The sequence below is a fragment of the Erwinia sp. HR93 genome (genome assembly GCF_034555055.1).
GTDB lineage: Bacteria > Pseudomonadota > Gammaproteobacteria > Enterobacterales > Enterobacteriaceae > Apirhabdus > Apirhabdus apintestini.
Map to the genome: position 1 here is coordinate 196,387 of NZ_JAXUDP010000001.1, position 24,842 is coordinate 221,228.

Sequence of the window (24,842 nt, forward strand, 5' to 3'; positions counted from 1 at the left end):
TCACGCCATCATGAATTCCACTATTTTTCCTTTATGACCGCGATGACCGCGCGAATCCGGAGCGTTAGCTACACGCTCCGGATTTGGCGATTAGAAGGCGTATTTCAGCCCCATAATTGCGCTGGCGTCGTTATAACCCCGCGTGCCGACCTGCACCGCCGTGTTCCCCCACATGGTAAACGAACGCGTTAATTTCGCCTCCACGCCGACTTTCACCTCGGCAACGTTGAGCGCGCCGGCCTGCGAGAGCTTCACACCGTCACCGGTGCTTTCAAACTGACGCGTATTATGGATCCAGTTAGCCTCAATGAACGGCTGGAACACTTTTTCGCCTCCGTTATCCGACGCATCGTGACCGGAAAGCGCAGCGCGCAATCCAACGCGGCTCATAATATTGCCATCGCCGGAACTCGCCATACGCGTGCCGTTATCTTCACGGTGACCCGGCGCCCGAACGCCCATCCATACCAACTGCGCCTGAGGCTGTAACCAGGCCTGATACGCGGTGCCTTTGCTGCCGGTAAAGGCGCCAAGCGGCAGCGTATATCCTGATTCCAGAGACGCGGTCAGACCGTGAGAATCATAGGTTTCCTCCGCCAGGTTCTGACCTTTAACGCTGTTCTTAAAGTGGCTGTACAACAACCAGCTATCCACATATAGCCCTTCACGCGTGTCGTCGTTGGCAAACCAGGTTGCATACAATCCGCCGCTGTAGCCATTTACCTGCCCTTCAGAACTCCAGCCAGAAATCCCGGAGGTCGTATGGCTTTTGTTGTGGCCGTAGCCGGCCATCACGCCAAGTTTCAGCGCGGACTCCGCAAACTGCCACTGCGCAACATCACCGCCTAACTGAACCACATAGCGATTAGAGGTAGTGCGCAACTGGCCGCTGCCGTCATACCAGCGGTTGTGTCCGCCGACCTGGCGTAACCAAAGGCTGCTTTGCCTATCCTTCGCATCAAACTGCGGTTCGCCAATACGATCGTGCATACGCGTCACAAACATTGTATTGGCAGCTTCCATATTGGCGATGTAGCTGGCACCTTCAGGGCGCAAACGCGGTGAGAACGGTTTAATTGTGCCGCCGCCGTTACCGTTATTACCGTTATCGGTGCCGCCGCTACCGTTATCGGTGCCGCCGCTGCCGCTATCAGTGCCGCCGCTGCCGTTATCAGTGCCGCCGCTGCCGTTATCATCGCCGCCGTTGTCGGGGGCTGGATCATCCGTCGAACTCACCAAATACCAGCGCCCGTTATCTGCGGCAGCGCCGCGCACCAGGTTGTATTCGTACTGGCCGGCAACAATACGCCCGCTCTGCTCAAAGTTCGCTTTGCTGCTATCACCTTGAACATCCACTACGTTAATACCGTTAACCGTCTGCGCACCGCGCCCGCCCTGGTTTACCACGGCAACCTGGTACTGGCCGTCGGCGCTGCCTTTAACCAGCACTTTATCCGTCGGGGAGCTGTCATCGCCCAGTTCGGTTTTCACGGTAAACTGGCCGTCGCCGGTCAAATTACCGTCCACTGTGAGCGTGCTCCATCCCGTGGTTTTTGAAAGATCCGCATGACCATTTGCCATCGACAGACCTTTCACGCGGGAGCTTTGCTCCAGCGTCCATTGGCTATCGTTCAGCAAGATTTGACCACCTGACTGCGTCGAGCCGGTCCAGATAGACTGCTCATACAGCGCCAGGTTTGCATCACTGACGCTATCCGCCTGGATATCACCCTGCAGCGTCATCCCGTGAGCCGCAACGTTAGCTACGCCTGGCTGCTGCGCCTGGTTTTGCATGACATCCAGTAGCAGGTTATTTCCGGCGTTGAGCGTCGTCCCGCCGCTCATATCTACATTGAGCGTTGCGCCGTTCACCTGAATCGCGCTGCCTTTATCACTGGTCAACGTGGAACCAACCACATTAATCGTGCCGTTATCCATAGTCGCAGCCAGAATCGGCCCGGTCCCTGCGGCGTGTAAATCGCTATTGGTGATATTCTGGGTGCCACCATTGGCCATAGCGGCAGCAGCATTATCGCCGTCTGTAATAACGCGAACACCGTTAGCGTTGAGCGTGGAGCCAGCGTAGGTCATTAACCCGGAAGAGGCCGCGCCGTGCGTCTGCACGGTGCTGTCGGTCATAGTAATGGTACCGCCGCGCGCGGCGAAAGCGCCCGCCGATTTATCGCCATTCGTTGTGACCTGGACATTATTGGCGTCAACCAATGCTTCGGAATACAGGCCGTAGCCCGCCGCGCCGGTGGTAGAAAGGGTGGAGTCCGTAAGGTGCGTCTGACCAAATTGCGCGCTCACCGCGTGCGCCTTATCACCCGTGGTGGTAAATTCACTGCCCGTCGCCGTTACCGTCGCGGCGTCATCGGCAACCCACAGCGCATCCCCGAGCGTTTCGATCCTCACGCCGTTTAAATCAAGATGTGAATTGACGTTGGCGTTAATGCCCATACCGAGAGTATTCGAAATAGTGACATTATCGAATACGCCGTTACCGTGCATGGCAAGAACCGCACTCTCGCCGCTGCTGATGATGTTGCTATTTTTGATATTAGCCTGCGCCATCATCGCATCGCTATAGCCGTATAAACGCAGCCCGTTTTTCGCTAGCGAGTTCAAAATAAGCTGGTCGGCATTCAGCGTCGCTTTACGCACTAAAATACCGGCTGTCGCATTACTGTCCGTAATCGTTATCGAAGAGTCCAGCACATTCATTTCGCTGTCGCTCACCAGGTTGATGCCGTTGGTGGCGGAGAGAATATTGAAATCGCTGTGATTCATATTGAGCGTGGAATTATTCATAGAGGCGCCATACGCTGTGCCCCCCGCTGCATTCAGCGTGGTGTCATTAAGGGTAATCACCGCCCCTTTGACGCCCTGCAGCGCCATACCGCTTTTCCCTTCCGCCGTCATCGCGCCGCCGTTAACGTTGAGCGTCGCGCCATCAACGTAAGCGCCGCGGCTGTTGGCACCTTTGGCAAACGTCTGGCTTTTATTCAGCGTGATGGTAGCGCCGTTGCTGGCATTCGCCCCCTGTACGGAATCACCCGCCAGGTTAAATGTGATAGCGGGACTGGTCTCCAGCGTACTGCCCTGCCCGCTGGCCTTCAGCGCGACATCGTTCGCTTCTGAGCTTTGATATCCTTTTGTCACTGCGACCTGTGAGCCGTCGTCAACCTGCCAGGGCGACGCCGCCAGCGCGACCGCAGGAAGGAGGTTGATGCTAAACGCGACGGGCACCGTCAGATGCCGCCATGAAAACTGCGTAATGGAATATATTTTCATAACCTATTTCCTTATAGAGACCACCGGTGTCGTCGCAACAAAAACGACAAAACTGCCCCTCCCCCGTATCCGGGAGAGGGGCGATACAGCATTTAATTATTCATACGTCAGCGTGAAGGTTGCGGTACTGTGAACCTTGCCTCCGGTCGCAGTGCCTTCCGTCTGGTAATAGCGCGCGATAAGCGGAACCGTGAGTCGGCAGTCCGCCGCATTCGGATAACTGGCGATTTTCCACGGCGTGCCTAACTTAACCGGTAGGTTAGTATCGCCATGCAGCACCTGAACCCCCGCTCCGGTCGCTTTCCCCGGTCCGGTTTCATCAAGCTTCAGCACGCCCTGCGCGGGATCTGCCGTAGCCGAAACGCCATCGATTTGCAGCGAAACATCAAATTTCCCCGAAACGCTGACATCACAGAAGAACTCCAGATTAAAAGGCTTATTACTGACGGACGTAGTACCAGGGCCAGAGCCAAAACCGCCGGGTTTAATCGGCTCAGGTGGAATAAGTACCTCTACCGACTGGTTAAGCGGACGGCAGGTTTCCGTCACAAAGTTAATATTTGGCGCATTCTTCACAAAAAAAGACGCCGGATTACCGCCTGAAGGCGAGCTGTCGAGCTGAAATACCGTAATTAAATTCGAGGGAACGGAAACTTTATCCATCATCTCCCCCGTTTTAACGATTTCAACGGTCACATCGGACAGATTAAACTCGGGCCAGTTAAAACTGGTGCCCGGCGGCCCGAAATAACCGACATCTGATGCCTGCAGGATATTTACCGGCGTATCGCCACGGTTGCCTTTGTAAGTGACAAACATGCTTAAACCACTGCCGGCACCTAAAATATTTTTTAGGTTCTTACGCACAAAATACAGATTATCCGACTTGGTTAATGCCGAACTGGTGCATTTGACTTTTAAGCCCGTCATTGTTTTTGAAAAAATGACGGTCCCAATAGGCGTCGATCGTGAAACCGTAATAGCATCGGTATTACCGATATCAGCTACGGTTGTCGCACCTTCAGCCTCACAGCGTAAATCAGCCCGCGCGGCAAAAGAAAATAACAAGGAACTTATCAATAATAAAAATAAAACCCCTGTCTCTCTTTTGAGATAAATATATTTATTCATGAAAACCATAGAATAATCCTTTACTCACACGTCGCGCTTATATTCTCAAAGCGACGCGATTGATTTTTTTCTGCCGCAGGTAAATTCACCGACATTGCACACAGGGCATTATTGTTAAGCATCACTTTTAAGCGCGAGTTATCCTGCTTCAGACGCACTAATGCCATTCCGCCCTGCCCGACATATCCCACCAGGTTATTATCCTGATCGATAACCGAGGCACCGAAGGGCAGCGGATTATTATGTTTATCCTGCGCCTTAATCAGCACGGAACGCCCGACGTCCGTCATAAAGTTAACGGCAACCACCGCGCCATCACGGGGGACCGCCTGCTCTTTAGTGGAGAGCAGTTCAACGTCAGTAGAGAGCCCTTTCGGATCCAGCGTAATATCATTAAGCCGATATGGGCGCAGGTTAGGCACCAATGCATAACCCTGGCTGTCCAGATGGATATCCGGGTAGCTCAGGATTTGCGCTCCGGCCGCATCCGGCGCATGTACCAGCGCCATGGTATTAGCGGTATAAGGGCTGGCGACAAGACCGCCCTTATGTAGCAATAGCGCGCCTGTCAGCCCCGCTGAGGAAGAATGGTAGTTTTTCCCCTGCGCGTAACTACCGGTCACCATTGTCCACGGCGTACGATAGCCTGCAGATAAGTTGCCGGCATCATCGTCTTTCGTATGGCTGTAGCCCACGCTGTAGTTGGCCTGATTATATTCACCGAGCTGCCCGCTAACGCTGGTCTGGTTCGTCAACTTATTATCAGAATCCCAGCCGGTGCTCATTGACAGATACGGCGTGTGCGCGCTTACCTGGCCAAGCGGCATTGTGAGCGTCAGCGTGAACTGATTCTGGTTGTCACCGGTCGCGTTGCGCTGGCGGCTTACGGCCAGGCTATAGGTCAAACTGCGCCAGTTGTTACTGTAGCCAAGCTGATACTGAGTATCATTCCCGGAGCGCCCCCAATAGTTCTGGTTATAGCCCGTCAAATAAAACTGACCATAGCCGTCCTGTAAATACTGGTTCAGGGTGACAGAGAACCGGCTGCGCTGGCGCCAGCTATAACTGTTATTGGTACTGCTGCCGCCGTTGTGCTGCCATTCAGCCAGCGACATGGCGTTATTTAAATCCAGGTAGCCGGAAGAAGAATAACGATAAGCTGCCAGACTGATGCTGCTGCGCGTCTCAGCTATTCTCTTGCTATAAGTAAGCCGCGTACTGCTCCCGGTGTGCGAGAAGTTATTGAGCTGTGTTTTCGCGCCGGTGATATCCAGCGCCAGCGCACCCACTCCCGTATTCACCGCACCGCCTAACAGCAGGGCGCTGTAGTCATCCGTCGTCAGCCCACCCGCATAGCCGGTGAACACGTTATTGAAACCGTGCTGGATAGTGCCGTGCGCGATTTTAGGATGCCAGGAGTTGTTCTGAATATCGACTTCCCCGGCCAGCAGGCTGTAGCGCGTCATTCCCGCACGCAGCAACTGGGCTACCGAGGAGAACGGTACGCTGAACGTTTTAACCCGTCCGTCAGATTCCTGTACCGTTACGTCAATATCACCGCCATAGCCGGTCGGGTAGAGATCGTTAATGGCAAAGGGGCCAGGCGGCACCACGGTCTCATAGAGCGTCACGCCGTTCTGGCGCACGCTGACCTTCGCATTAGTATCCGCCGTGCCTTGCACAATAGGGGCATAATCGCGCAGTGAGTCCGGCAGCATTTGGTCAACAGAGGCAAGTTCAGCCCCGCGATAGCCGAAACTATCAAACAGCTCACCGCTGGTAAAATTGCGCCCAATAGTTAAACGTGAACGTAACGCATTGATATCACGCTGCACGTAGGTACGGTTAGATTTATAGTTAGAACCCGAGTCATCGCGCCAGTTTAGGTTCCCGGTGTGGCGAAACATCCAGCTTTCAAAGTTTAACCCAACGTTCAGCCCGGCATAGGCAGACTGCCACGATTTCCCGTGTGAGACCGCGTTGTAATAGTTGGTATTGTAATTAAATAACAGCGCCGTCTGGCCGCCATCCCATAATTCCGGGCTGACATAGCCGCGTCCCTGGGTATATAGCATCGCCTGCGGCATGGCAAAATTCAGCGTCAGGCTGGACATATCATAATAAGCGCGGCCTTCCTGCGTTAAAGCGCTAAAGGGCACGCAGGCGGCCGGGTCCTGTAAATGCTTTAGCTCTGCCGACGACAGCTTTTCCTGGTTTATCCCAGAGTCCGTCAAAATCTGCGAAGTAATACACACGGCGGGTTTGCCGTTAACCTTCTCAATGCGGATCTCCCGCTTGCCGAGCTTGCGATCGTTAACGCTAATAATCGAAGGATAGCGCCCTACGACCAGCGGATTGCCGCGGCTATATTGGGAGAGCGTTTGCTGGCTGCCGGGGAAAGCCGATAAAAACGACGGGTTAAATTCTACTTCCTGCATACCGTCATCGGCTGTACGGGTTTCCTGCCTGGCCGCTGTCTCAGTGCTACTCTCCTCGGCCCACGCGTAACCATGAACCGTAAATAACGCACAGCCTACGGAAAAGGCAATCGGCTTTAGCGAAAATAGCGGGGGTGCAGCATTTTTCTTTTGCATCGTGACACCCCCCATTACTTCAGAGCAGATTCAAATTTAAGGGCGGCACCGCTATCGCTGAGAGAGGTATAGTTAATCTTCGAGACCTGCCCTGCGGCCTTCGGCAAATCAATATCAAGCGTACTATTGGGATACGCCATTCCGCCGTGCGTCATCTCAATAGTTTTCCCGCCGGTGCTGGTCAGAGTGATGCCGGTAATAGTGACGTGATAGGGTGAGCTATTGGTGGCGCGCAATTGTGCCTTTCCACCGGTATTAACGATCTTCCAGCTAATTTTCTCTGAGGCTTTAATTAATCCATCAGCTGACAGGCCAGCGGGACGTAAAAAAAGTTTGATGCGGCTACGAATAGCCATCTGTAGATAATTATCTGGCACCGCTTTTTTTGCCAGACCAGGAATATCCAGGACATTCAACCAATAAATACTTTCTTCATTTTTGGCTGTGCCACTGCCGGTATAAATAATTCTTATCGTCTGACCTTTTCCCGGCTCAACCCGGGACATAGCCGGAGTAATAATAAAGGGTACATTGAGCTTATCAATCGGAGTATCACGATTGCCATCGTCGATCCATACCTGCGTGAGCGACGGAATATTGCCACGATTATCAAAATGCACGGAAATATCTTTCTGATCTAAAGGATAAACAACTCGGGTACCGTTAATTACAATACTTGCCTGAGTGGTAACCGTAAAACATAAAGAAAGAATCGCTGCCGTTAAAATTCCGATTGTTTTTCTCATAATAATTAAGTCCCTTTATTACTTCCCCGGAAAGATATGAAAAGAGGCGACGCGAGGTCGCCTCTGCTCAGCTAGGGCGGATTACTCGTAATCGATAGAGTAAGTAACAGAAGAAGTTACTTTACCCGCGCTAGTTTTATCTGTTGCGTGATAACGAACGATGTACGGCAGATCGGCAGTGCCTGCATTCAGGTCAGTAGCGGCATTAGCGCGCTGCCCGGTATCACCTACTTTCAGTGAAGTACCACCTTCGTTCAGCAGCTCAAGCTGTACGTTGCCAGCTGCGCCCTGAGCCTGCATGTTTTTCAGGCGACCGTTAGTCATATCTACGGTGTTGCCCGCTTCAAAGAAAGCACGCACTTTACCGGTTGCCGGGTTACAGTTTTTCAGGTTGATAACGAAATCGGTATCACCTGCAGTTGCGTCAGCGGCAGCCAGCATAGTTGCAGACAGGGTCGGCAGCGTTACAGTCGCGTCGTTTGAACCGCCGTTTACGGTAACGTCACAGGTCGCATCAGTCAGTTCACCGTTAAAAACGATGGTGCCATCAGATGCATTAGCCGTAGAAATGCCGGCCATCAGCAGAGATGCAGCAACAACAGAGAAAATCGCTTTCATTCTTAAAAACTCCTTTTTTAAATACTCTGTAAGTTTTATTCTTCTTACAGCGTTATTTTCCAGAACTTTCTGGCGGGGTGAGATAATGGAAATACTATCTCAGGTAGAATTATATTTTCCCGCCTGACAGGGTCTCAATCGTAATATATCCAAATAGAATTAGATATTTTGGTATAAACTTTATTTTATTTATTTAGCGCGACTGGATTTAACAAGATAATTAATACCAGCAACAGCCGCACCAATAATTGCAACAACGGCGCCACCGGCAATGTCACCAAGCCCATAACCATTTGAAGGTTGAGTATTCGGATTAGTCCAATCTACTTTACCTTCATCGCGTGAATGGCCTATTCCCCGAATAAAATCGAGAAGTCCGGACACAGACAGGCCGCCGCTAACTTGTGAAAGTTGATTTTCGTTTAATTGTTTCATTCTACAATTCCTATTCGCTTAGTGTAAGAAGCGCCCTAGAAAGAATTTGGCAATATTTAATATTGAACCTGCTACGCTAACGCTTACGCCCCATGTGATATGCTCATTAACATCTTTTGCAGAAGTTATAAGCTTATCAAACCAATCTTTAATTGATGTCCATGCGGGGAGTTCGCCGCCGGAAACGGCCTGCAGTTCAGAGGAGTTTAACTCACGCATAATAATCTCCATAGAGTAAAACGCCGGCATTAGAATACCGGCGTTTTGTCAGCAATGATTATGCTTTTTTACCACCACCGATGATACCGGTAATAGTATTTTTCAGGTTATCAAAACCATCAGTCAGAAGCTTAGAAATACCGTCGAAAGTATTTTTGAAGATCGGAGCGATAGTATTATTCAGAAAATCGCTGACTTCTTTAGCAAAAGAACCGTCGAAGAAACCAGACAGATCTAATTTACCACCAGAAACATGATTGATTTCGCTATTTTTTAATTCGCGCATGGTAATATTCCTTTTTTATATTGTATTACACGTGGAAGAATTAGACTTTAGGCGTAGTAACAGTCAGATCGGCAAACTGATCTGAATAGTTATTAAAGGTTTCCAGCGTTTTATCCCAGTCATTAACCAGGCCATAAACAGCGCCGTGAACGGTTGCCAAAGCGCCGCCCCAGACCATGGTAACCAGAGAGGAGATAAGGCCGAAACCCAAGATCCCGCCCACAGAACCGCCAGCTACGCCGCCGCGCATAGTACCGGAAGATAATCCAACCAAAGCCCCTAATCCAGCAGCACCGAGGCGAGAAGCAAAACTTGCGCCTGCAACAACGTCTACTTCATGAATGCTAAGTTCACGCATTGATAATTCCTTTACATTTTTTGATTATTTACTGTTCCAAAGTCATAAAACTATGACTTATTTATCACCAGTTACGCTTCCAGGAAGCATATCAGGATAAATTTCTTGAATAGCACCATTATTAAGAGCAATAACACGGTCAGCACTCCGAATAGTTTCCGGTCGATGTGCAATAATAATACGTGTTATTTTCATCTGCCTAACGGCGTTATTAATTAACATTTCTTTTTCCACATCCAAATGGCTTGATGCTTCATCAAGAACCAAAATAGATGGGTTACGGTAAAGCGCTCTTGCTAATAAAACACGCTGATTCTGCCCGCCAGATAAAGATGACCCCATATCACCAACTAGGCTTTGATAACCCATTGGCATACGCATAATTTCATCATGTATCTGAGCGAGTTTGGCGACATTTTCAATTCGCTCCTGATCTGGCTCAGCGTCAAAAAAACAAATATTATCTGATATTGAACCTGCGAAAAGAATATCGTCCTGCATTACGCAACCTATTCTTTCCCGGTATTGGTATAATCCTAATTGCTGAATATCAACACCGTCAATCATAATACTTCCATTTTCAGGAGTTAAAAGTCCTAGCAATAGTTTTGCCAGCGTCGTTTTACCCTGCCCAGACGGGCCAATTATGGCAACAGACTCTCCTGAATTAATCTCAAAAGAACAATTATTTAAAACCAGTGGCTCTGTTTCCGCATAACGAAATGAAAGATCTTTGATTGTAATACGCGGAGCATGTTCATTACTCAGCGCGGTATTCCGAATTACTTTTTCGTGATTCCCGTCTTTTTCTCTTTCCGTCAGAACAATATCGGCTAAACGCTCACCGTGAAGTTTTAACATCTTAAAATCAATCATGGCATCGATTAATCCAGAGCCACGCGAGATAAACTGATCGGCAAACGACATAAATGCAATCAGCATACCTGCAGAGAAGTGGCCATCTAATACCTGCGTTGCCGCCATCCAGACTAAAATAATACGCCCGACGCCGGAAATAACGCCGTGAACCGTACTAAAGGCAATGGATAAACGCTGAATAACAATGTTTTTATTGGTGGTCTCTACTAATGCATTCGCATATGTTCCCACCCGGACATCTTGCTTATTGTTAAGCTTCAGCGCTTTTGCCCCACGCACCGACTCCAGCAAAATCGTCTCCGCACGCGCGGCCGTGACAATCTGATCTTCATTAGCCCGGCGGAAAGGACGATAGGCGGTAAAACGAATAATGCCGTAAAGCGCAAATTGCAGCATCACAACCCAGCTCAGGGTGGCGCTGTAAGTGAAGAGCATTCCCAGCGTAATTACCGCCATGACGCCATCCAGTACCGAGCTGATAAAGCGAGAAGTCAGCGTGCTTTGGATAGTGTTAATCGAGCCAAAGCGCGAAATAATATCGCCCACGTGACGCGATTCGAAAAAGGAGAGTGGGAGTCCTAATAAATGTGAGCAGACATTCGCTGTCCACTGTACGTTAAGCAGACTGGAAAACCAGGTTGTAACCCAGGAACGAAGCGCGGTAATGGCATTTTGCATCAGCAGAACAAAAATAAAGCCCACGCTTAAAAGCGTCAGCAAGTCCCTATCGGCCGACACCAACACCTGGTCCATTACCCACTGCATATAAAAAGGGGAAATGATCCCAAAAAGCTCTAGCGCTATCGACAGAATTAATACCTGACTGAGCGCAGAGCGGATCCCGTGGACGCTGCCAATCAGGCGATACATTGAAATCGACTGACGAGATTCGGCTGGCTTAAATTCTGCAGAGGGCAATAGCTCCAGCGCTACGCCGGAGAAACAGCGCGAGACCTCGGCAAAAGGAACGACGCGCAGCCCCTGAGCCGGATCGTGGATAGTAATCCCCGTTTTCGAGACGCTTTTAAGCACCACAAAATGGTTCATATTCCAGTGCAGCACGCAGGGCGTTCTCAGTTTTGACATCTCTTCGACTTCAAGCCGAAGCGCCCGCCCGGTCATTCCCAAATGGCCGGCAACCAGCATAATATCGCCAAGGGTTGCACCTTTAAGCGACGTCGAGAAACGCTGGCGCATAGTCACCATGTCGATACGGTAATTATAATAATTAACTATCATCGTTACACAGGCGAGACCACATTCAGCGGCCTGGGATTGCTGTATTACCGGCAAACGTCGGCGAAAGCTAAAATTTAGCGATTTCAAAAAATCCATTTGGATTTAACTCCATGATTACGTAATAAACGGGCGTATTTACAGGCGCTTTCCAAGGGCGTATAGCGGTTCAAATGCCCACTCAATAATGCGGCGTTTCTCAATTAGGAAATCGGCTTCAAGCTTAATACCTGAACGTAATGGCTCCGTTTTTCCATATAGCGAAATATCCTGTCTGTCTAAATTAACGGTGACCTGATACAGTTTTTCCTGAACATTATTATTGCCCGTTAATGACATTACCTCTTGAGGTGAAAGCGTTGCGGTAGAAACTTCTGCCACCTTGCCGCGCTGAACGCCAAATTTCTGATAGGGATAAGCCTCATACCTTAAAATAACTTCCTGGCCTGGGTTAATAAAACCAATCGCCCGGCTGCTGACCATAAGTTTTGCCTGCAGCGTGCTATTCTCCGGTAGTAAATACAGCAGCGGTTGCCCGGTATTTACCACCTGCCCGGTTTTTGCCAGCATGGTGCCAACGACTCCGGCGCTAGTCGCAGGAATAATAATGGCGCGATGAGATTCATTTTCGGCCAGAGATTGTTCAACATCAGCCAGCTTGCGTTCAATTTCACGCTGTTGATTCAGAGTATTTAAAGGCTGTTCACGAAGCTGCTGTTTCAGTGAGAAAATTCGCTGCTCCAGCTCCATGGATTGGCGATTAACCTCCTGCAGGCGCGCATTCGATTCCAGAACATTGCTGGTCTGTTCATCTATCTGATGATTAGAGGCGAAACCTTCATTGCGCATCGCAGTCAATTTCTCTAACTGCCGCTGCGCCAGCGTTAGCTGCTGACGACGCTGGGATTGCTGCTGCTTCAATAACCCAACCTGGCTATCCAATGTTGTCAGTTGGTTTTTAAGACCGTGAGAAGTTTCCTGAGCCAGTTCCTGAACGCCTTCAAGCTGGGCCTTAAGGCGGGCTTGCTGCATGATGAGCTGGCTGCGAACAAACTCACGGGTTTGCCCCATTGAGGTTGATATTTCCGAAGAAATCTCCAGTAATGGCATTCCCTTTTCTACTTTACTGCCTTCTTTTACCAGCATGCGAGTAACGGTGCCGGTAGACGGCGCCGTCACATTATATACCCCATCTTTTGGCAATAATTGGCCGCTGGCTGTTTCTCTCTTTGTATAATGCCCAAAGAAAAGAAATCCCATAATTAATATGGTAAAAAAAGAAACTAATAAAATAACTAACCAGCGATAAGGGGGGCAATAAAGCGAAACTGAGCCCATCATCTTATTTTTTTGAGCGTCCAGTGCTTCCTGACGGAAAAGAGAGTCAGTCATAATAAAGTCCGAAATAGAATGATAGTAAAATTAATTAGTGCATGTAATGTCAGAAAGAACGTTATAACCAAGATCGCCCATAATGCGAGAAAGGTTTATTTTGGCGCTTAATAATTTAAAACGCGCTTCTGCATTATTTTTTATCGCCTCGTAATAACGCTGCTGAGCATTAAGTTCATCAATCTGTGTTCTCAAGCCCATATCTTTTCCAAGTGACGTAGAGTCGACCTTGCTTTTCTCTGACGTAATAACGCGCTGCGTTGAGGTAACCAGCGCCACACTATTATTGATATTTAATAGGGCGGTATGTAAATCCTCTTCAATTTTATGTCGGGTATCAATGAGTTGATAGCGAGCTTCTTCCTTTTTATAGGCGGCTTCACGGGACTGAGATAAAGCAAGGCCACCGTTAAAAATAGGTACTGTAACCTGCACGCCAATGTAGGAATTCGTCGTTTTTGAGGTCGTTCCAAACAGTGAATCAAGAGGGTTCTCACCTTCCCCCCGACTCCAGTTAGTACCGTAGGATGCCTGTAGGCGAGCAACGGGCAGGTGGCCGCTGGTCGCTGCTACAACATCGCTATGCGCGATATCCATTTGCGTTTCAGCAAGCCTGACATCTACGTTTTGAGCGAGAGCGCGATTCAGTAATAACTTTTCCGAGTTGCGCTGAAAAGACTTCCGGGCAACGAGACACTGCGCAGCGATAGGTTCAACTTGCCGATAACTTAAACCCGTCAGGCGTGTATATCGCGCACCCGCTGCGCTTAATTCGTTTTCAGCCTCTATCTCTTTCGCACGTGAAACGTCCAGGTTTGCCTGAGCTTCATCAACATCGATGCGCGTCACATCTCCCATATCCATGGCCGCCCGGGCCTGTGCTAACTGTTTCTCATAGGTCTTACTGGCCACCTGCGCGGAATGAAGCACATCCCGGAGGTAAAGCACGCGCGCGTAAGCATCCGAAACATCATTAATAATTTTTTGCTGTGTCTTTAATAGCTGGATCTCACCGCTCTGCGACATGGCTTTGCCACGCAGATAATCCGCATATTTTGATACATCAAATAGCGGCTGGGTTAAAGAAAGCCCCCAGTCATGCCGGGTGACTTTCGCCGCATAGGCGGCTTTCGGCTGATCCTGCTCGGTGTAAGAACCGGTAAGCTGTAAAGATGGCAGGAAACCGGCAATGCCTTGCCACTCTTTTTCCGATGAAGACAACTGCTGATAAATTGCAGCCTGCATTTCTGCATTCGTTGCCCCAGCGTGCTTTACGGCATCCAGCAATGTATCCGCTTTAGCAAAGCCCGGTAGCATGAGCAGGGCTAAACCAAGATGGTGGTATCTCATGAATGAACAATCCTTTGTACATATATTATTCAGAAATGATGCTCTGAAAAAAATTGTTCTCGTAGGCGAATTTCAATAGCTCCGTATTAGAATTCAACCCTAACTTACGCATTGCGTTATATTTGTGCGTAGAAATAGTGCTTAAAGAACGATTCTTTAACTCAGCGATTTCCGCGAGGGTATAACCGGAAACCACAAGCTTTATGATTTCAAACTCTTTGTTGGAAAGGCCAAATGTCACATCTCCGGCGGCAGACTCAGCCTCTTTGATATTCGCCGAAAGATAAAACTCATTGGTCAGCAGAATCTGTTCACAGGCGCATAAAAGCTCCTCTGGCATATCTTTCTTACTGACAATGGCCGCGACACCAACCTGCTTTAGCACATTGATAACATCGCCCATCACTTTATCGGTATAAAGCACGACTTTTATTCTGGGGCGAATAAAAATAAGGCGTCGAATCATGTTCTGGACATGTTCATCAAGAACATATGCATCAATATCCAAAATAGCGAAATCAACGTGGCTGATTCCAACGGCACTGATCAATTGCTCGTAATCAAGGCAAATGTGAACAACCCTAAACTTATCTGAGGCATTAAATAAGGAAGATAATGCGCCCAACACTAAAGGATAAGGATGCATTATTGCAATAGGCATAGTTTGCATAAACTCATTCCATGAAATAATCGTATAGTTAAACGAAAAGACCGCTTTTCTAACGGTAGCCGTCCTGACTTTTTACGAAGTATAAATACGACCCCTAAAATTCCAAAGTGAATTTTTATTTCCTGATTGTTAAATAGCAATGAAGCCAGATTCATAATAAAAGCACAGAGCAATAATAACTCACCTCACGTTATTCAATTGTTATTCATACTTATCATAACCCAGGGAAATAAGGATTATTTCTAACCTTGATTTTCAATGATTTCCTCCACATCACTGATACCAACATGCAACGTCGACACCTAATATAAAAACAGACTGCGCCACCTTAATCCCAGTAATTCTTAATAGCGATACTTACTATTCCTTAAAGGAAAAATTAAGAAGCCCAGTGCACAAGAGAATCATTCTTCTGGGGGGGAGAAGAGACTTAGAGTATTTTTTAATGTCATTAAAGAGTGTTACAAAGACTACATAACCCTTTCTGCCCTGGCAGGCAGGCTGGCTGGCTGGCCGAAATTATTACTATCCCCATAATTGATAAATTATTTCGTGGCCAGCCAAAAAACCCGATCGGCAGCTTTATAATTACAGTTTGGGTGCCAATGCTAAAAACCTTCACGTTCCAATCTCTCTATCTGGTCAACGTGTTATTGACGTTCTAAAATCGCTCAGACCTTCGCTCTTCAGTTAAGGGTCTCGCACGATATAAAATGCAGAATAGTCGCTACCAGGCAGCGTATAGCGTCTGTACAAACCTACGTTATTAACCGATTCTTTCGCATGGCATGCCATAAAGTCATTAACTGTATGTCATGGAACATCTGAAGTGTGTTATCTTATTCAAATAGCTAATTCTCTTAACTCACCGGGCTGATTGTAATTCCTAAAAGACAAACATTGTCTCTATGAAAATTCTTATTTCATAGCAATTACGACCACTTTTTGAGCTAAATAAGCACAAAAAACACCCAAAACAGGGATTATTCTGCTTTTTACGAGTCGGTAAATACCTCCATGAAAAATAGATATTACAAGTGGTTATCGCCAATTTATTATCACCTTCACGGTAGAGGACTTTTAATTTATCGTGCATTTACTAGGGTAATAAACTCAAAAATGTTCATAGCCCTAACTGAAGGATTGACTTAGATTAAAGGAATAGGTTATGAGTAATATAAAAAACTAGTCATTATTCCTCTTCAATCAAACTTACGTTTCCAATGGAAGGGAGCTCAATCATGGATAAGATGGTTTTCCATATTATAAATAAATACCATTTATTTATAATAACGCACGCTCAGGGATTCACGACCATTGCAACACATAATGTTGATAAGAATGGCGAGCCGGGCGATTTAATTTCAGAAGCCTCATTAAGAGGCACTGAGTCCCGCATGCTTATGTTATTGCTGGAAAATAAAGGTAATGTCGTTACAAAAGACATGATTATGGAGGTGGTATGGAAAAATAAATTTGTCACAGAAAATAGCATTCGGCAGGTTATTTTTAACCTAAGAAGCTATCTTAATGATAAAGATAAGCCACATCGCCTGTTACTGAACGCCAGGGGCGTTGGCTATATCCTGCTTATTCAAAATGAACAACAACATACAAATAATCACTCGACTCCCTACGTACCGATGTCAGAAAAAGATATTCATTCTGATACCGGTAGCGCTGCCATTAAGAGCTCTTTATTGCGTATAACCTCTTTTATTTCCTCGTATTTAACACGGAAAAGAATAGTAAAAAATACCAGGTAATTTTCCATTATTAATCTAAGGCTAATACGACCTTATAAAAATCGGTTACAACCAAGTATTTATTATAGCCTAAGCAGACAGCTATTTGGCTGTAAAATCACATTATTTAACTTGAGCCTTACTGTAAAAAAAAGATAATTGCATCTTTAAGCACTTCGCATAATTCTGCTCAGGAGGTGTTTCGTTTGGAAATTATAACCCCGTAATTACACGGCCTTAACGCAATACCCATTCGATACCCGTACAATCATAGATGATATTGATAATAAACATGGAAAGCTCACTAAAACGTATATTCATCCCTTTAGGTCTATTTGTTATATTTCTCCTGTCAGGCTGCCGTAACGATGATAATCAAGTAACCCAGGGTTATATTGAGGGTGATTTCATCTATATATCCGCACAAACCACCTCCAGAATAGAGCAGGTTTTAGTTAACCGTGGACAACAAGTTAGCACCGGACAAACATTGGTTATTCTTGATAATAACACCGAGAAAAAACAGTATGAAATTGCTAATAAAAATATGAGCAGCGAAATCGCTACGCTGAATGATTTAACTAAGGGTAGCCGTCATACAGAATTAAATATTACTGCGGCGCAAATTGCCCAGGCAGAAAGCGATGCAAAGCTTTCTCAATCAAAGTTACGCCGCTATCAGCAGCTCAAAACTAAAGGCTATGTTTCTGATTTCGAGTTGGAGCAGGCTCAAACCGATAACCATCTTAAACAAGAACGCGTTCGTGAACTCACTTCACAGCTCGCCAGTCAAAAACTCCCTTCGCGCGCAGACAAAATCGACGCTCAGCGTGAAAAAGCGGCCGCTTCCCAATTGCAACTAGAACAAAGCCAAATAACGTTAAATAAATTGCAGCTTAAAAGTGCAAGCGCCGCCGAGGTTTATGATGTGATGTATCATCCAGGCGAAGTAGTGTCACCAGGCACTCCAATTCTTTCGCTTTTGCCCAATAGTGCGGTAAAAATCCGCTTTTTCGTTCCGGCAGAACAGCTCCCTCGCTACCGTCTTGAGCAAAAAATCAACGTAAAAGTTGAAGGAATAAAACAATCAATATCGGCACGGATTCGCTTTATTTCGCCTAAAGCGGAGTATACCCCGCCGGTTATCTATACCAGCGCACAGAAAAAACGCATGGTTTTCATGATAGAGGCTGTTCCACTGAAACCACAGCCAGCATTAAAGTTAGGGTTGCCCGTTGAGGTCAGTTTATAATGGACCACTGCATCGAACTTAATAATGTTAATAAACATTTTGGCGGCAAACACGTCGTTAAAGATCTTACAATCCGTATTCCTACCGGAAAAATAACCGGTTTTCTCGGCCCAAACGGTAGCGGAAAAACAACGTCCATGAGAATGATGTGCGGGCTACTGCGGCCAGACACCGGATCAGGGCAATGTTTCAATTACGATATATTCCAACAGAGGAACAAAATTAAACCGTTAATCGGTTATATGACCCAGAGCTTTACGCTATGGGAAAACCTGACTGTTGCAGAAAACCTATTATTCCTTGCCCGATTACGTAGCATTCCCGATGCGGAACGTCGCGTTGATGAACTCATCGGCGAATTTGATTTGCAGCGATTCCGTCATATTTTAACGCTGCACCTTTCCGGCGGCTGGAAGCAGCGCGTCTCTTTGGCAGCAAGCATTTTACATCGCCCTAAAATTATATTACTGGACGAACCTACGGCTGGCGTCGACCCTTATGCGCGAAGAGAATTCTGGAAAATATTGCATTATTTATCCGGCGAAGGCGTCACGATTTTGGTTAGCACACACTATATGGATGAAGCTGAACGCTGCCATCACCTTGCCTGGATGTCCTACGGGAAACTACTCGCTTCTGGCACTGCAGAAAATATAATTCAATCCCAGGGCCTGACAACCTATGCAATAAAAGGCCCCGATCTTATCGAATTAGAATATCGATTCAATGAAACCGATGCGGTAGAACAGACCGTTATTTTCAGCAACACGCTATACGTTACCGGGCAATGCAGGGACAAACTCACCACATTAGTCGGCGCACTTCCTGGTGTTTATACCACTGAGAAAGCCAGTACTACCCTTGAGGATTCTTTTGCGCACCTGATGAAAAAGGCCATCCCGGTATGAGGACATTTAAACAGTTTTACGGGCATATCATGGCCATCATTATTAAAGAATTTTCGGAGCTGCGGCGCGATCGTGCCAGCCTGCTGATGATACTGGCCATTCCTCTTATCAATCTATGTATTTTGGGTTTTTCGGTTAATGCCGATCCCAAATATGTACGCACGGCAATTATTGATTATGACAGTACACCGATGAGCCGAACATTAATGGTCGGGATGGCAAATACCGGTTACTTCAGTCTTGAAAAGATAGAGAGTGAAAGAGCAGCAGATAAACTTTTCCGTGAAGGCAAAGTGCAAATTGTCGTTATCATACCGGCGAATTTCGCCCGGGATATGATTTCAGAAAAAAAACCGCAGCTTCTCATACAAACCGATGCAACCGACCCGGCGGCAACGGCTAATGCGACACAGGCATTAATGACGTTGTTAAACACGGTCTTTATCAACGATATAAAAAACATTCCCGGGTTGAAAAAATATAATAATCAACTCGTCGATCTCGTACTGCATAAAATGTATAACCCAGAAGCGATAACTAAACTCAATGTTGTTCCGGGACTGGCGGGCGTGGTGTTATCCATCATTCTTATTTTAATGACAAGTCTGTCTATCATTAGGGAAAGAGAGAAAGGATCTATCATTCACATAGTTACATCCCCCGCATTACCGTATGAAATCATGTTAGGGAAAATTATTCCTTACTTCATTATCGGTATTGTACAAACTATCCTGATATTATTAATTTCGATTTACGCAATGGGGGTTCCTATTGTAGGCTCCCTGGTATCTTTAAGCATATTATTAAGTATATTTATAATATTATGCCTTGCCACCGGTATAATATTCTCAACTATCACCAAAAGTCAGTTACAAACAATGCAACTGGCATCATTCTATTTCCTGCTTTCAACAATGCTTTCAGGATTCATGAATCCCTTTTTTGGAATGCCTGCCTGGTCCCAGCTTTTAGGGAAAATGCTTCCTTTAACATACTTTCTACGCCTGGTTCGCGGCATTATGCTAAAAGGGTATACATTAAATGATATGTATCCTGACTTTATTTCGCTTATAACACTAACAGGCATCATAGGCATTTTAAGTTATCTTTTATTTAAAAAAGTTATAGATAAATAGAATACGCATTTTTAGCAAAATTGCTATTGTAAGGATATTCTGCATTGAACTATATTCCTTTCCATGGCTACTTCCTAAGCCATGAATAAGAAGTTATTTATTTTATTACAAAAGGAATTTTCTATGCGTACTTTAAACAGCAATGAATTACAGACAGTATCTGGTGCAGGTTTATTCTCTTTCATCGGGAGTAAGATTGGCGGAACAATCGCGAATGTGGTGGCAAATGAACATGCTATGAAAGGAATTCAAGACCCTGATGGAGTGACTATTGCAGCAGGTACTATTTTGGGACAAGGGATTGGTGGGATTATTGATAATATTTTTAATCCATTCCGCCTGAACAAAACAATCAGTGATATGGCAACTGGAATTCAGTTAATTAAATTAGCCAATGTTATAACTAAATCTCAGATGGCATAATTCCGGGCAAAGAAACACAGCACTAATAAAACCACGTGGTAAGGCGTGGTTTTTTCTATGATAATTTCATGTTTACTATACTCTTATACTCTTATACTCTTATACTCGTTACTTCTAAATTTACGATAATCTATTGCGAAATAATATAAACTAACGATATTCCCCGGTGGTTCTAAAATTTTAATCTAAATGATACTACATTATATTATTGTAATGAATTTGCTTCGCCGTAATGCCGTCTATATTCACGATAAAAAGAAATCAAAAAAGAATCATGTCTTAAATGGAGTTTCTTCATGATATTTCTTTTTATATGACTGGCATATTTATCTGAGAACCCCATATTCTTACCCACTCTTTGTAATGAAATACCACTACAATATAGATGAATAAAATTCCACTCACGCTCGGTCAGTAAACCACATGTTCTGGGCATTTCATTACCCAAACGCTTATATCTTCTCTGCCGAAGATATAGAGTGAATGACTTCACAAATTTGTGGACGGGATCATCCATCATAAAGCATTGATACTGCCACTGCGCTCCACCTAAGTAACGCTTTCTAATGTCTCGCTTTTCTAGAAATACAAAAGCCTGCTGCTTACCACCAAGCTGAAGCGCATTAACGACAACGGCTTCGGCACCATGGCGACACTGCGTTACAATCAAATCACTATGCTCTAGATCTACTTTTTCAGTAAACTCACACTCTTCCTTTTTGTTCACAATATATACCCCCTCTTTAATGAGGGCACAGATACCTAACCTAAAAAAAGCGTTATCGGTAATAATAGATATCTTCAACATAGTCACAACTTCCATATAACGACATCAATTATCATTACATTCTCTTAGAAAAGGCAATGACGGCATTGATATCGGTGTATACCAATTCCTCATACCAGACGCCTGTATAAAAATCATATACATGGAAAACGCCTATATGCCCACAAGGATGTACTTTTTCCTGATATTTATATCGTCTTATATCCCCCAGATATCGCATGCTGATTAATTAAAACTCAGTACTGACATCGTAATTTTCGGCGATATATTAGCGTAAAACCCTCCTAAATAATAAACATCACACAACAAAAGCATATAATTAGACACAATAATATATAACTACACTCAGACGCAAGGATTGGTTTTTTAGTCTACACAAAGAAAACTCACCAGGACAAAAGATCAATAAAGCAGAAAAATCAAGGATAATCAACCTATTTAAGGCCGCACCTTTTGTAAAATAGGTACAAAAAAAACATTATTGGTCACTATTCGATCGAAAATATTATGAATTAATTTCTTCACTTTGAGTGATATCTTTAGACTCACTTTATTTAATACCATAAACAAATTAATTTCTAAGGGTGATATAAGTAGATATATCGCTGCACAGATAAAAGTTATTACCAATTAAAAATAAAATAATAATTGTATTTCCCATTCTAATCGCAAAAGGGTAGTATCTAATGTTAATGAGGAAGAGATGAAAATAAGCGCGAGTAAATCTTCAGTCTTGAATACAAGAGCGTTGCCCGTAGCCGAGAATCCCCCATGGCCTATACCTGTAAACAAAGGACATTATCCGTTATCAATTGAGTAACAGACCTCAGGGGCGCTGCCTGGACACGCATTCAACCGGCCTGCGCCCCCTGGTGACGTAGGAACTTATCTTATTTAATGTTTTCTGTACCCCATCAGGCGGCGGCATGAAGAGGCATTAGCGGTATCCATCCTATTGAATAGCGCACTCATACCCTTAACGGAATCACCGTTCTGGTTAATCAACTATAACAATCACGCCATGATATGCGCGTTTTCTTCAGATGCTACAGCCTGCTGTTTTACCCTAACTCTAGAGGAATCGCACAGTGGCAGTATGCGATAAATAAATCTGAATTAACGCACTGCACAAGCAAAACATTACATAGTACCGTGCAAGATCTTTCGACACCCTACATTTCAGGGCACCTGCGGAGCACCGGCCCGTGAAATACATCACAAACCCCCGCCCCTTTTCTGCGCGTTTAATGAATCCTCACTACAGTTAACTCATCGGACCACGCGACAAAACTTACTGGAGCACGCTAATGCGCTATCCATCGCTTCTTTCACCATTGGATTTGGGATTTACCCAATTAAAAAACCGCGTATTGATGGGTTCCATGCATACCGGGCTGGAGGAGCATCCGGATGGGCCACTGCGCCTGGCCGCATTTTATGCCGAGCGTGCGCGTAATGATGTCGCCCTGATTGTGACTGGCGGTATAGCACCTACTCCCGGCGGAGTCACAACCGCAGGCGGGGCCGTACTTAATCATAAAAGCCAGATCGTCATACACCGGCAGGTAACGGATGCAGTACATCGGGAAGGAGGAAAAATCGCGCTGCAGATACTGCACACCGGGCGCTATAGCTATCAACCCAATCTGGTCGCCCCTTCCGCGCTCCGGGCGCCTATCAATCCCTTTGTCCCGCAGGCGTTAAGTCGCCAGCAAATCCACTCGCTGATTGAGGATTTCGCCCACTGCGCGCTTCTTGCCCGGGAGAGCGGCTACGACGGCGTCGAAATCATGGGCTCGGAAGGCTATCTCATTAATCAGTTTCTTGCTCCCCGCACCAATCAACGCAGTGACGACTGGGGGGGGAAGTGCGGAAAACCGCATGCGCTTTGCGGTGGAAGTAGCGCGCGCCGTGCGCCAGCGCGTGGGCCATGATTTCATCATCATCTGGCGCCTGTCACTGCTGGACCTTGTCGAAGAGGGTTCCACTTTTGACCAGGCAATAAACCTGGCGCACGCGCTGGAAAACGTCGGCATCACTCTTTTTAATTCTGGGATTGGCTGGCACGAGGCGCGCATTCCCACTATCGCTACCTCGGTGCCGCGCGCCGCCTTTAGCTGGGCGACCCGGCGTCTAAAATCGCAGGTCTCCCTGCCGGTTATCGCGACGAACAGAATCAACGATCCTGAGGTTGCCGAAGCGATTGTTGCCGCCGGCGATGCGGACATGATTTCAATGGCTCGCCCGTTCCTCGCCGATCCGGCGCTTATCCGTAAGGCTGCACAAGGGAAGGCAGCGGAAATTAACACCTGTATCGGCTGTAATCAGGCCTGTCTGGATCGGATTTTCGCGGGCAAAGTCACCTCCTGTCTGGTCAATCCCCGCGCCTGCCATGAAACCCTTTATGTTCCGTCAGCTGCAACGCACGCAAAACGTCTGGCGGTGGTTGGTGCCGGACCTGCCGGAATGGCATTCTCCCTTGAGGCCGCGCAACGCGGGCACAGCGTGACCCTTTTTGACGCCCAGTCCGAGGCCGGTGGCCAATTTCTCCTCGCCCGCCAAATACCGGGTAAAGAAGAGTTCAATGAAACGCTGCGCTACTTTCGCGTTCAGCTTACGCTTACCGGCGTTCAACTACGGTTCAATACCCTCGTGACGCCGCAGATGCTTGGCGATTTTGATGAAATCATACTGGCATGCGGTATTCAACCGCGCCTGCCCGCCATTCCCGGCATCGATCATCCCAGCGTATTAAGCTACTTAGCGGTGTTAAGAGATAAAAAATCCGTAGGCAATCGCGTCGCTATCATCGGCTGCGGCGGCATCGGCTTCGACACCGCCATGTATCTGAGCCAGCCGCCCGGCGCTGATAGCCAGAACATTTCCACCTTCTGCAAAGAGTGGGGAATCGATACGCAGCTTCGCTTCCCGGGCGGCCTGTTCCCCACAGGCGCCCGACCGCAGTCAAGCGAGCGCCAGATAACGATGCTGCAGCGCAAACCGGGTAAACCCGGTGCCGACCTGGGGAAAACCACCGGCTGGATCCACCGCGCCACGCTACAGGCGCGCGGCGTCAACATGCTGTCTGGCATCCAGTATCAGTATATTGATGACGCAGGATTGCATCTTCTCGTCGACGGCGTTTCCCAATGCCTGGAAGTGGATAACATTATTATTTGCGCAGGCCAGGAGCCACGCAAAACGTTGATGCAAGAGTTATCCGAATGTGGCCGCCCGCTGCACCTTATCGGCGGCTGCGACGTCGCCGCAGAACTGGATGCCCGGCGCGCCATCGCTCAGGGAACCCGACTGGGAATGAGTATTTAGGTCGAGTATTAGTACGCGGAATTACACTATTTTTCACGGCTGAGAGGGCACTGCAG

20 protein-coding genes and 1 pseudogene are annotated in these 24,842 nt (G+C 46.9%); 7 read left to right on the top strand and 14 right to left on the bottom strand.

Annotated elements, in window-relative coordinates; genetic code table 11:
- Nucleotides 1–90: 90 nt before the first annotated feature.
- The gene (locus SFA31_RS00935; RefSeq protein ID WP_322836305.1) at nucleotides 91–3,294 is read right to left on the bottom strand and encodes an autotransporter outer membrane beta-barrel domain-containing protein; all 3,204 of its coding nucleotides are present in this window, start codon (nucleotides 3,292–3,294) and stop codon (nucleotides 91–93) included.
- 96 nt (nucleotides 3,295–3,390) lie between these two features.
- Nucleotides 3,391–4,113 (bottom strand): fimbrial protein, encoded by a 723-nt coding sequence (locus SFA31_RS00940; protein WP_322836306.1) that lies wholly within the window; start codon nucleotides 4,111–4,113, stop codon nucleotides 3,391–3,393.
- Between SFA31_RS00940 and SFA31_RS00945 the strand changes: the two genes are divergently transcribed.
- Nucleotides 4,112–4,411 (top strand): hypothetical protein, encoded by a 300-nt coding sequence (locus SFA31_RS00945; protein ID WP_322836307.1) that lies wholly within the window; start codon nucleotides 4,112–4,114, stop codon nucleotides 4,409–4,411. The two genes, SFA31_RS00940 and SFA31_RS00945, sit on opposite strands and share 2 nt — an antisense overlap.
- 34 nt (nucleotides 4,412–4,445) lie before the next feature.
- On the opposite strand, the gene SFA31_RS00950 is transcribed toward SFA31_RS00945, so the two are convergent.
- The 11 genes from SFA31_RS00950 to SFA31_RS01000 all read right to left on the bottom strand — a co-directional run bounded on the left by SFA31_RS00950 (nucleotide 4,446) and on the right by SFA31_RS01000 (nucleotide 15,208).
- Nucleotides 4,446–7,019, bottom strand: coding sequence for a fimbria/pilus outer membrane usher protein (locus SFA31_RS00950; protein ID WP_322836308.1), 2,574 nt, complete (start codon nucleotides 7,017–7,019; stop codon nucleotides 4,446–4,448).
- Between the two features lie 14 nt (nucleotides 7,020–7,033).
- Entirely contained in the window at nucleotides 7,034–7,765 is a 732-nt protein-coding gene (locus SFA31_RS00955) for a molecular chaperone (RefSeq protein WP_322836309.1), read from the bottom strand.
- Between the two features lie 81 nt (nucleotides 7,766–7,846).
- Nucleotides 7,847–8,383 (bottom strand): fimbrial protein, encoded by a 537-nt coding sequence (locus SFA31_RS00960; protein WP_322836310.1) that lies wholly within the window; start codon nucleotides 8,381–8,383, stop codon nucleotides 7,847–7,849.
- A 189-nt stretch (nucleotides 8,384–8,572) separates the two neighbouring features.
- The gene (locus SFA31_RS00965) at nucleotides 8,573–8,818 is read right to left on the bottom strand and encodes a bacteriocin (protein ID WP_322836311.1); all 246 of its coding nucleotides are present in this window, start codon (nucleotides 8,816–8,818) and stop codon (nucleotides 8,573–8,575) included.
- A gap of 18 nt (nucleotides 8,819–8,836) precedes the next feature.
- Complete coding sequence (locus tag SFA31_RS00970) at nucleotides 8,837–9,037, bottom strand: hypothetical protein (protein WP_322836312.1); 201 nt, start codon at nucleotides 9,035–9,037, stop codon at nucleotides 8,837–8,839.
- A gap of 58 nt (nucleotides 9,038–9,095) precedes the next feature.
- Complete coding sequence (locus SFA31_RS00975; RefSeq protein WP_322836313.1) at nucleotides 9,096–9,323, bottom strand: hypothetical protein; 228 nt, start codon at nucleotides 9,321–9,323, stop codon at nucleotides 9,096–9,098.
- Between the two features lie 40 nt (nucleotides 9,324–9,363).
- Entirely contained in the window at nucleotides 9,364–9,681 is a 318-nt protein-coding gene (locus SFA31_RS00980) for a hypothetical protein (protein ID WP_322836314.1), read from the bottom strand.
- Between the two features lie 57 nt (nucleotides 9,682–9,738).
- Nucleotides 9,739–11,895, bottom strand: a complete 2,157-nt coding sequence (locus tag SFA31_RS00985; RefSeq protein WP_322836315.1) for a peptidase domain-containing ABC transporter — start codon at nucleotides 11,893–11,895, stop codon at nucleotides 9,739–9,741.
- A gap of 39 nt (nucleotides 11,896–11,934) precedes the next feature.
- Nucleotides 11,935–13,188, bottom strand: a complete 1,254-nt coding sequence (locus SFA31_RS00990) for an HlyD family secretion protein (RefSeq protein ID WP_322836316.1) — start codon at nucleotides 13,186–13,188, stop codon at nucleotides 11,935–11,937.
- A 30-nt stretch (nucleotides 13,189–13,218) separates the two neighbouring features.
- Nucleotides 13,219–14,538, bottom strand: a complete 1,320-nt coding sequence (locus SFA31_RS00995) for a TolC family outer membrane protein (protein ID WP_322836317.1) — start codon at nucleotides 14,536–14,538, stop codon at nucleotides 13,219–13,221.
- A 25-nt stretch (nucleotides 14,539–14,563) separates the two neighbouring features.
- The gene (locus SFA31_RS01000) at nucleotides 14,564–15,208 is read right to left on the bottom strand and encodes a response regulator transcription factor (protein WP_322836318.1); all 645 of its coding nucleotides are present in this window, start codon (nucleotides 15,206–15,208) and stop codon (nucleotides 14,564–14,566) included.
- A gap of 1,241 nt (nucleotides 15,209–16,449) precedes the next feature.
- Between SFA31_RS01000 and SFA31_RS01005 the strand changes: the two genes are divergently transcribed.
- The 5 genes from SFA31_RS01005 to SFA31_RS01025 all read left to right on the top strand — a co-directional run bounded on the left by SFA31_RS01005 (nucleotide 16,450) and on the right by SFA31_RS01025 (nucleotide 20,672).
- Nucleotides 16,450–16,974: a helix-turn-helix domain-containing protein gene (locus SFA31_RS01005; protein WP_322836319.1), complete on the top strand. Its 525-nt coding sequence runs from the start codon at nucleotides 16,450–16,452 to the stop codon at nucleotides 16,972–16,974.
- A gap of 271 nt (nucleotides 16,975–17,245) precedes the next feature.
- On the top strand, nucleotides 17,246–18,205 hold the full coding sequence (locus SFA31_RS01010) for an HlyD family secretion protein (RefSeq protein ID WP_322836320.1): 960 nt from the start codon (nucleotides 17,246–17,248) through the stop codon (nucleotides 18,203–18,205).
- Complete coding sequence (locus SFA31_RS01015) at nucleotides 18,202–19,113, top strand: ABC transporter ATP-binding protein (RefSeq protein ID WP_322839266.1); 912 nt, start codon at nucleotides 18,202–18,204, stop codon at nucleotides 19,111–19,113. Before SFA31_RS01010 ends, SFA31_RS01015 begins: the two co-directional genes overlap by 4 nt.
- A gap of 29 nt (nucleotides 19,114–19,142) precedes the next feature.
- Nucleotides 19,143–20,249 carry an ABC transporter permease gene (locus SFA31_RS01020; protein WP_322836321.1) on the top strand — a complete coding sequence of 369 codons (1,107 nt, stop codon included), beginning with the start codon at nucleotides 19,143–19,145 and terminating at the stop codon, nucleotides 20,247–20,249.
- Between the two features lie 123 nt (nucleotides 20,250–20,372).
- Nucleotides 20,373–20,672, top strand: coding sequence for a hypothetical protein (locus SFA31_RS01025; protein ID WP_322836322.1), 300 nt, complete (start codon nucleotides 20,373–20,375; stop codon nucleotides 20,670–20,672).
- A 205-nt stretch (nucleotides 20,673–20,877) separates the two neighbouring features.
- On the opposite strand, the gene SFA31_RS01030 is transcribed toward SFA31_RS01025, so the two are convergent.
- The gene (locus SFA31_RS01030) at nucleotides 20,878–21,480 is read right to left on the bottom strand and encodes a hypothetical protein (RefSeq protein ID WP_322836323.1); all 603 of its coding nucleotides are present in this window, start codon (nucleotides 21,478–21,480) and stop codon (nucleotides 20,878–20,880) included.
- A gap of 1,286 nt (nucleotides 21,481–22,766) precedes the next feature.
- On the opposite strand from SFA31_RS01030, the pseudogene SFA31_RS01035 reads away from it, so the two are divergent.
- Nucleotides 22,767–24,786: pseudogene (locus SFA31_RS01035) on the top strand (FAD-dependent oxidoreductase).
- The last annotated feature ends 56 nt before the right edge of the window (nucleotides 24,787–24,842 follow it).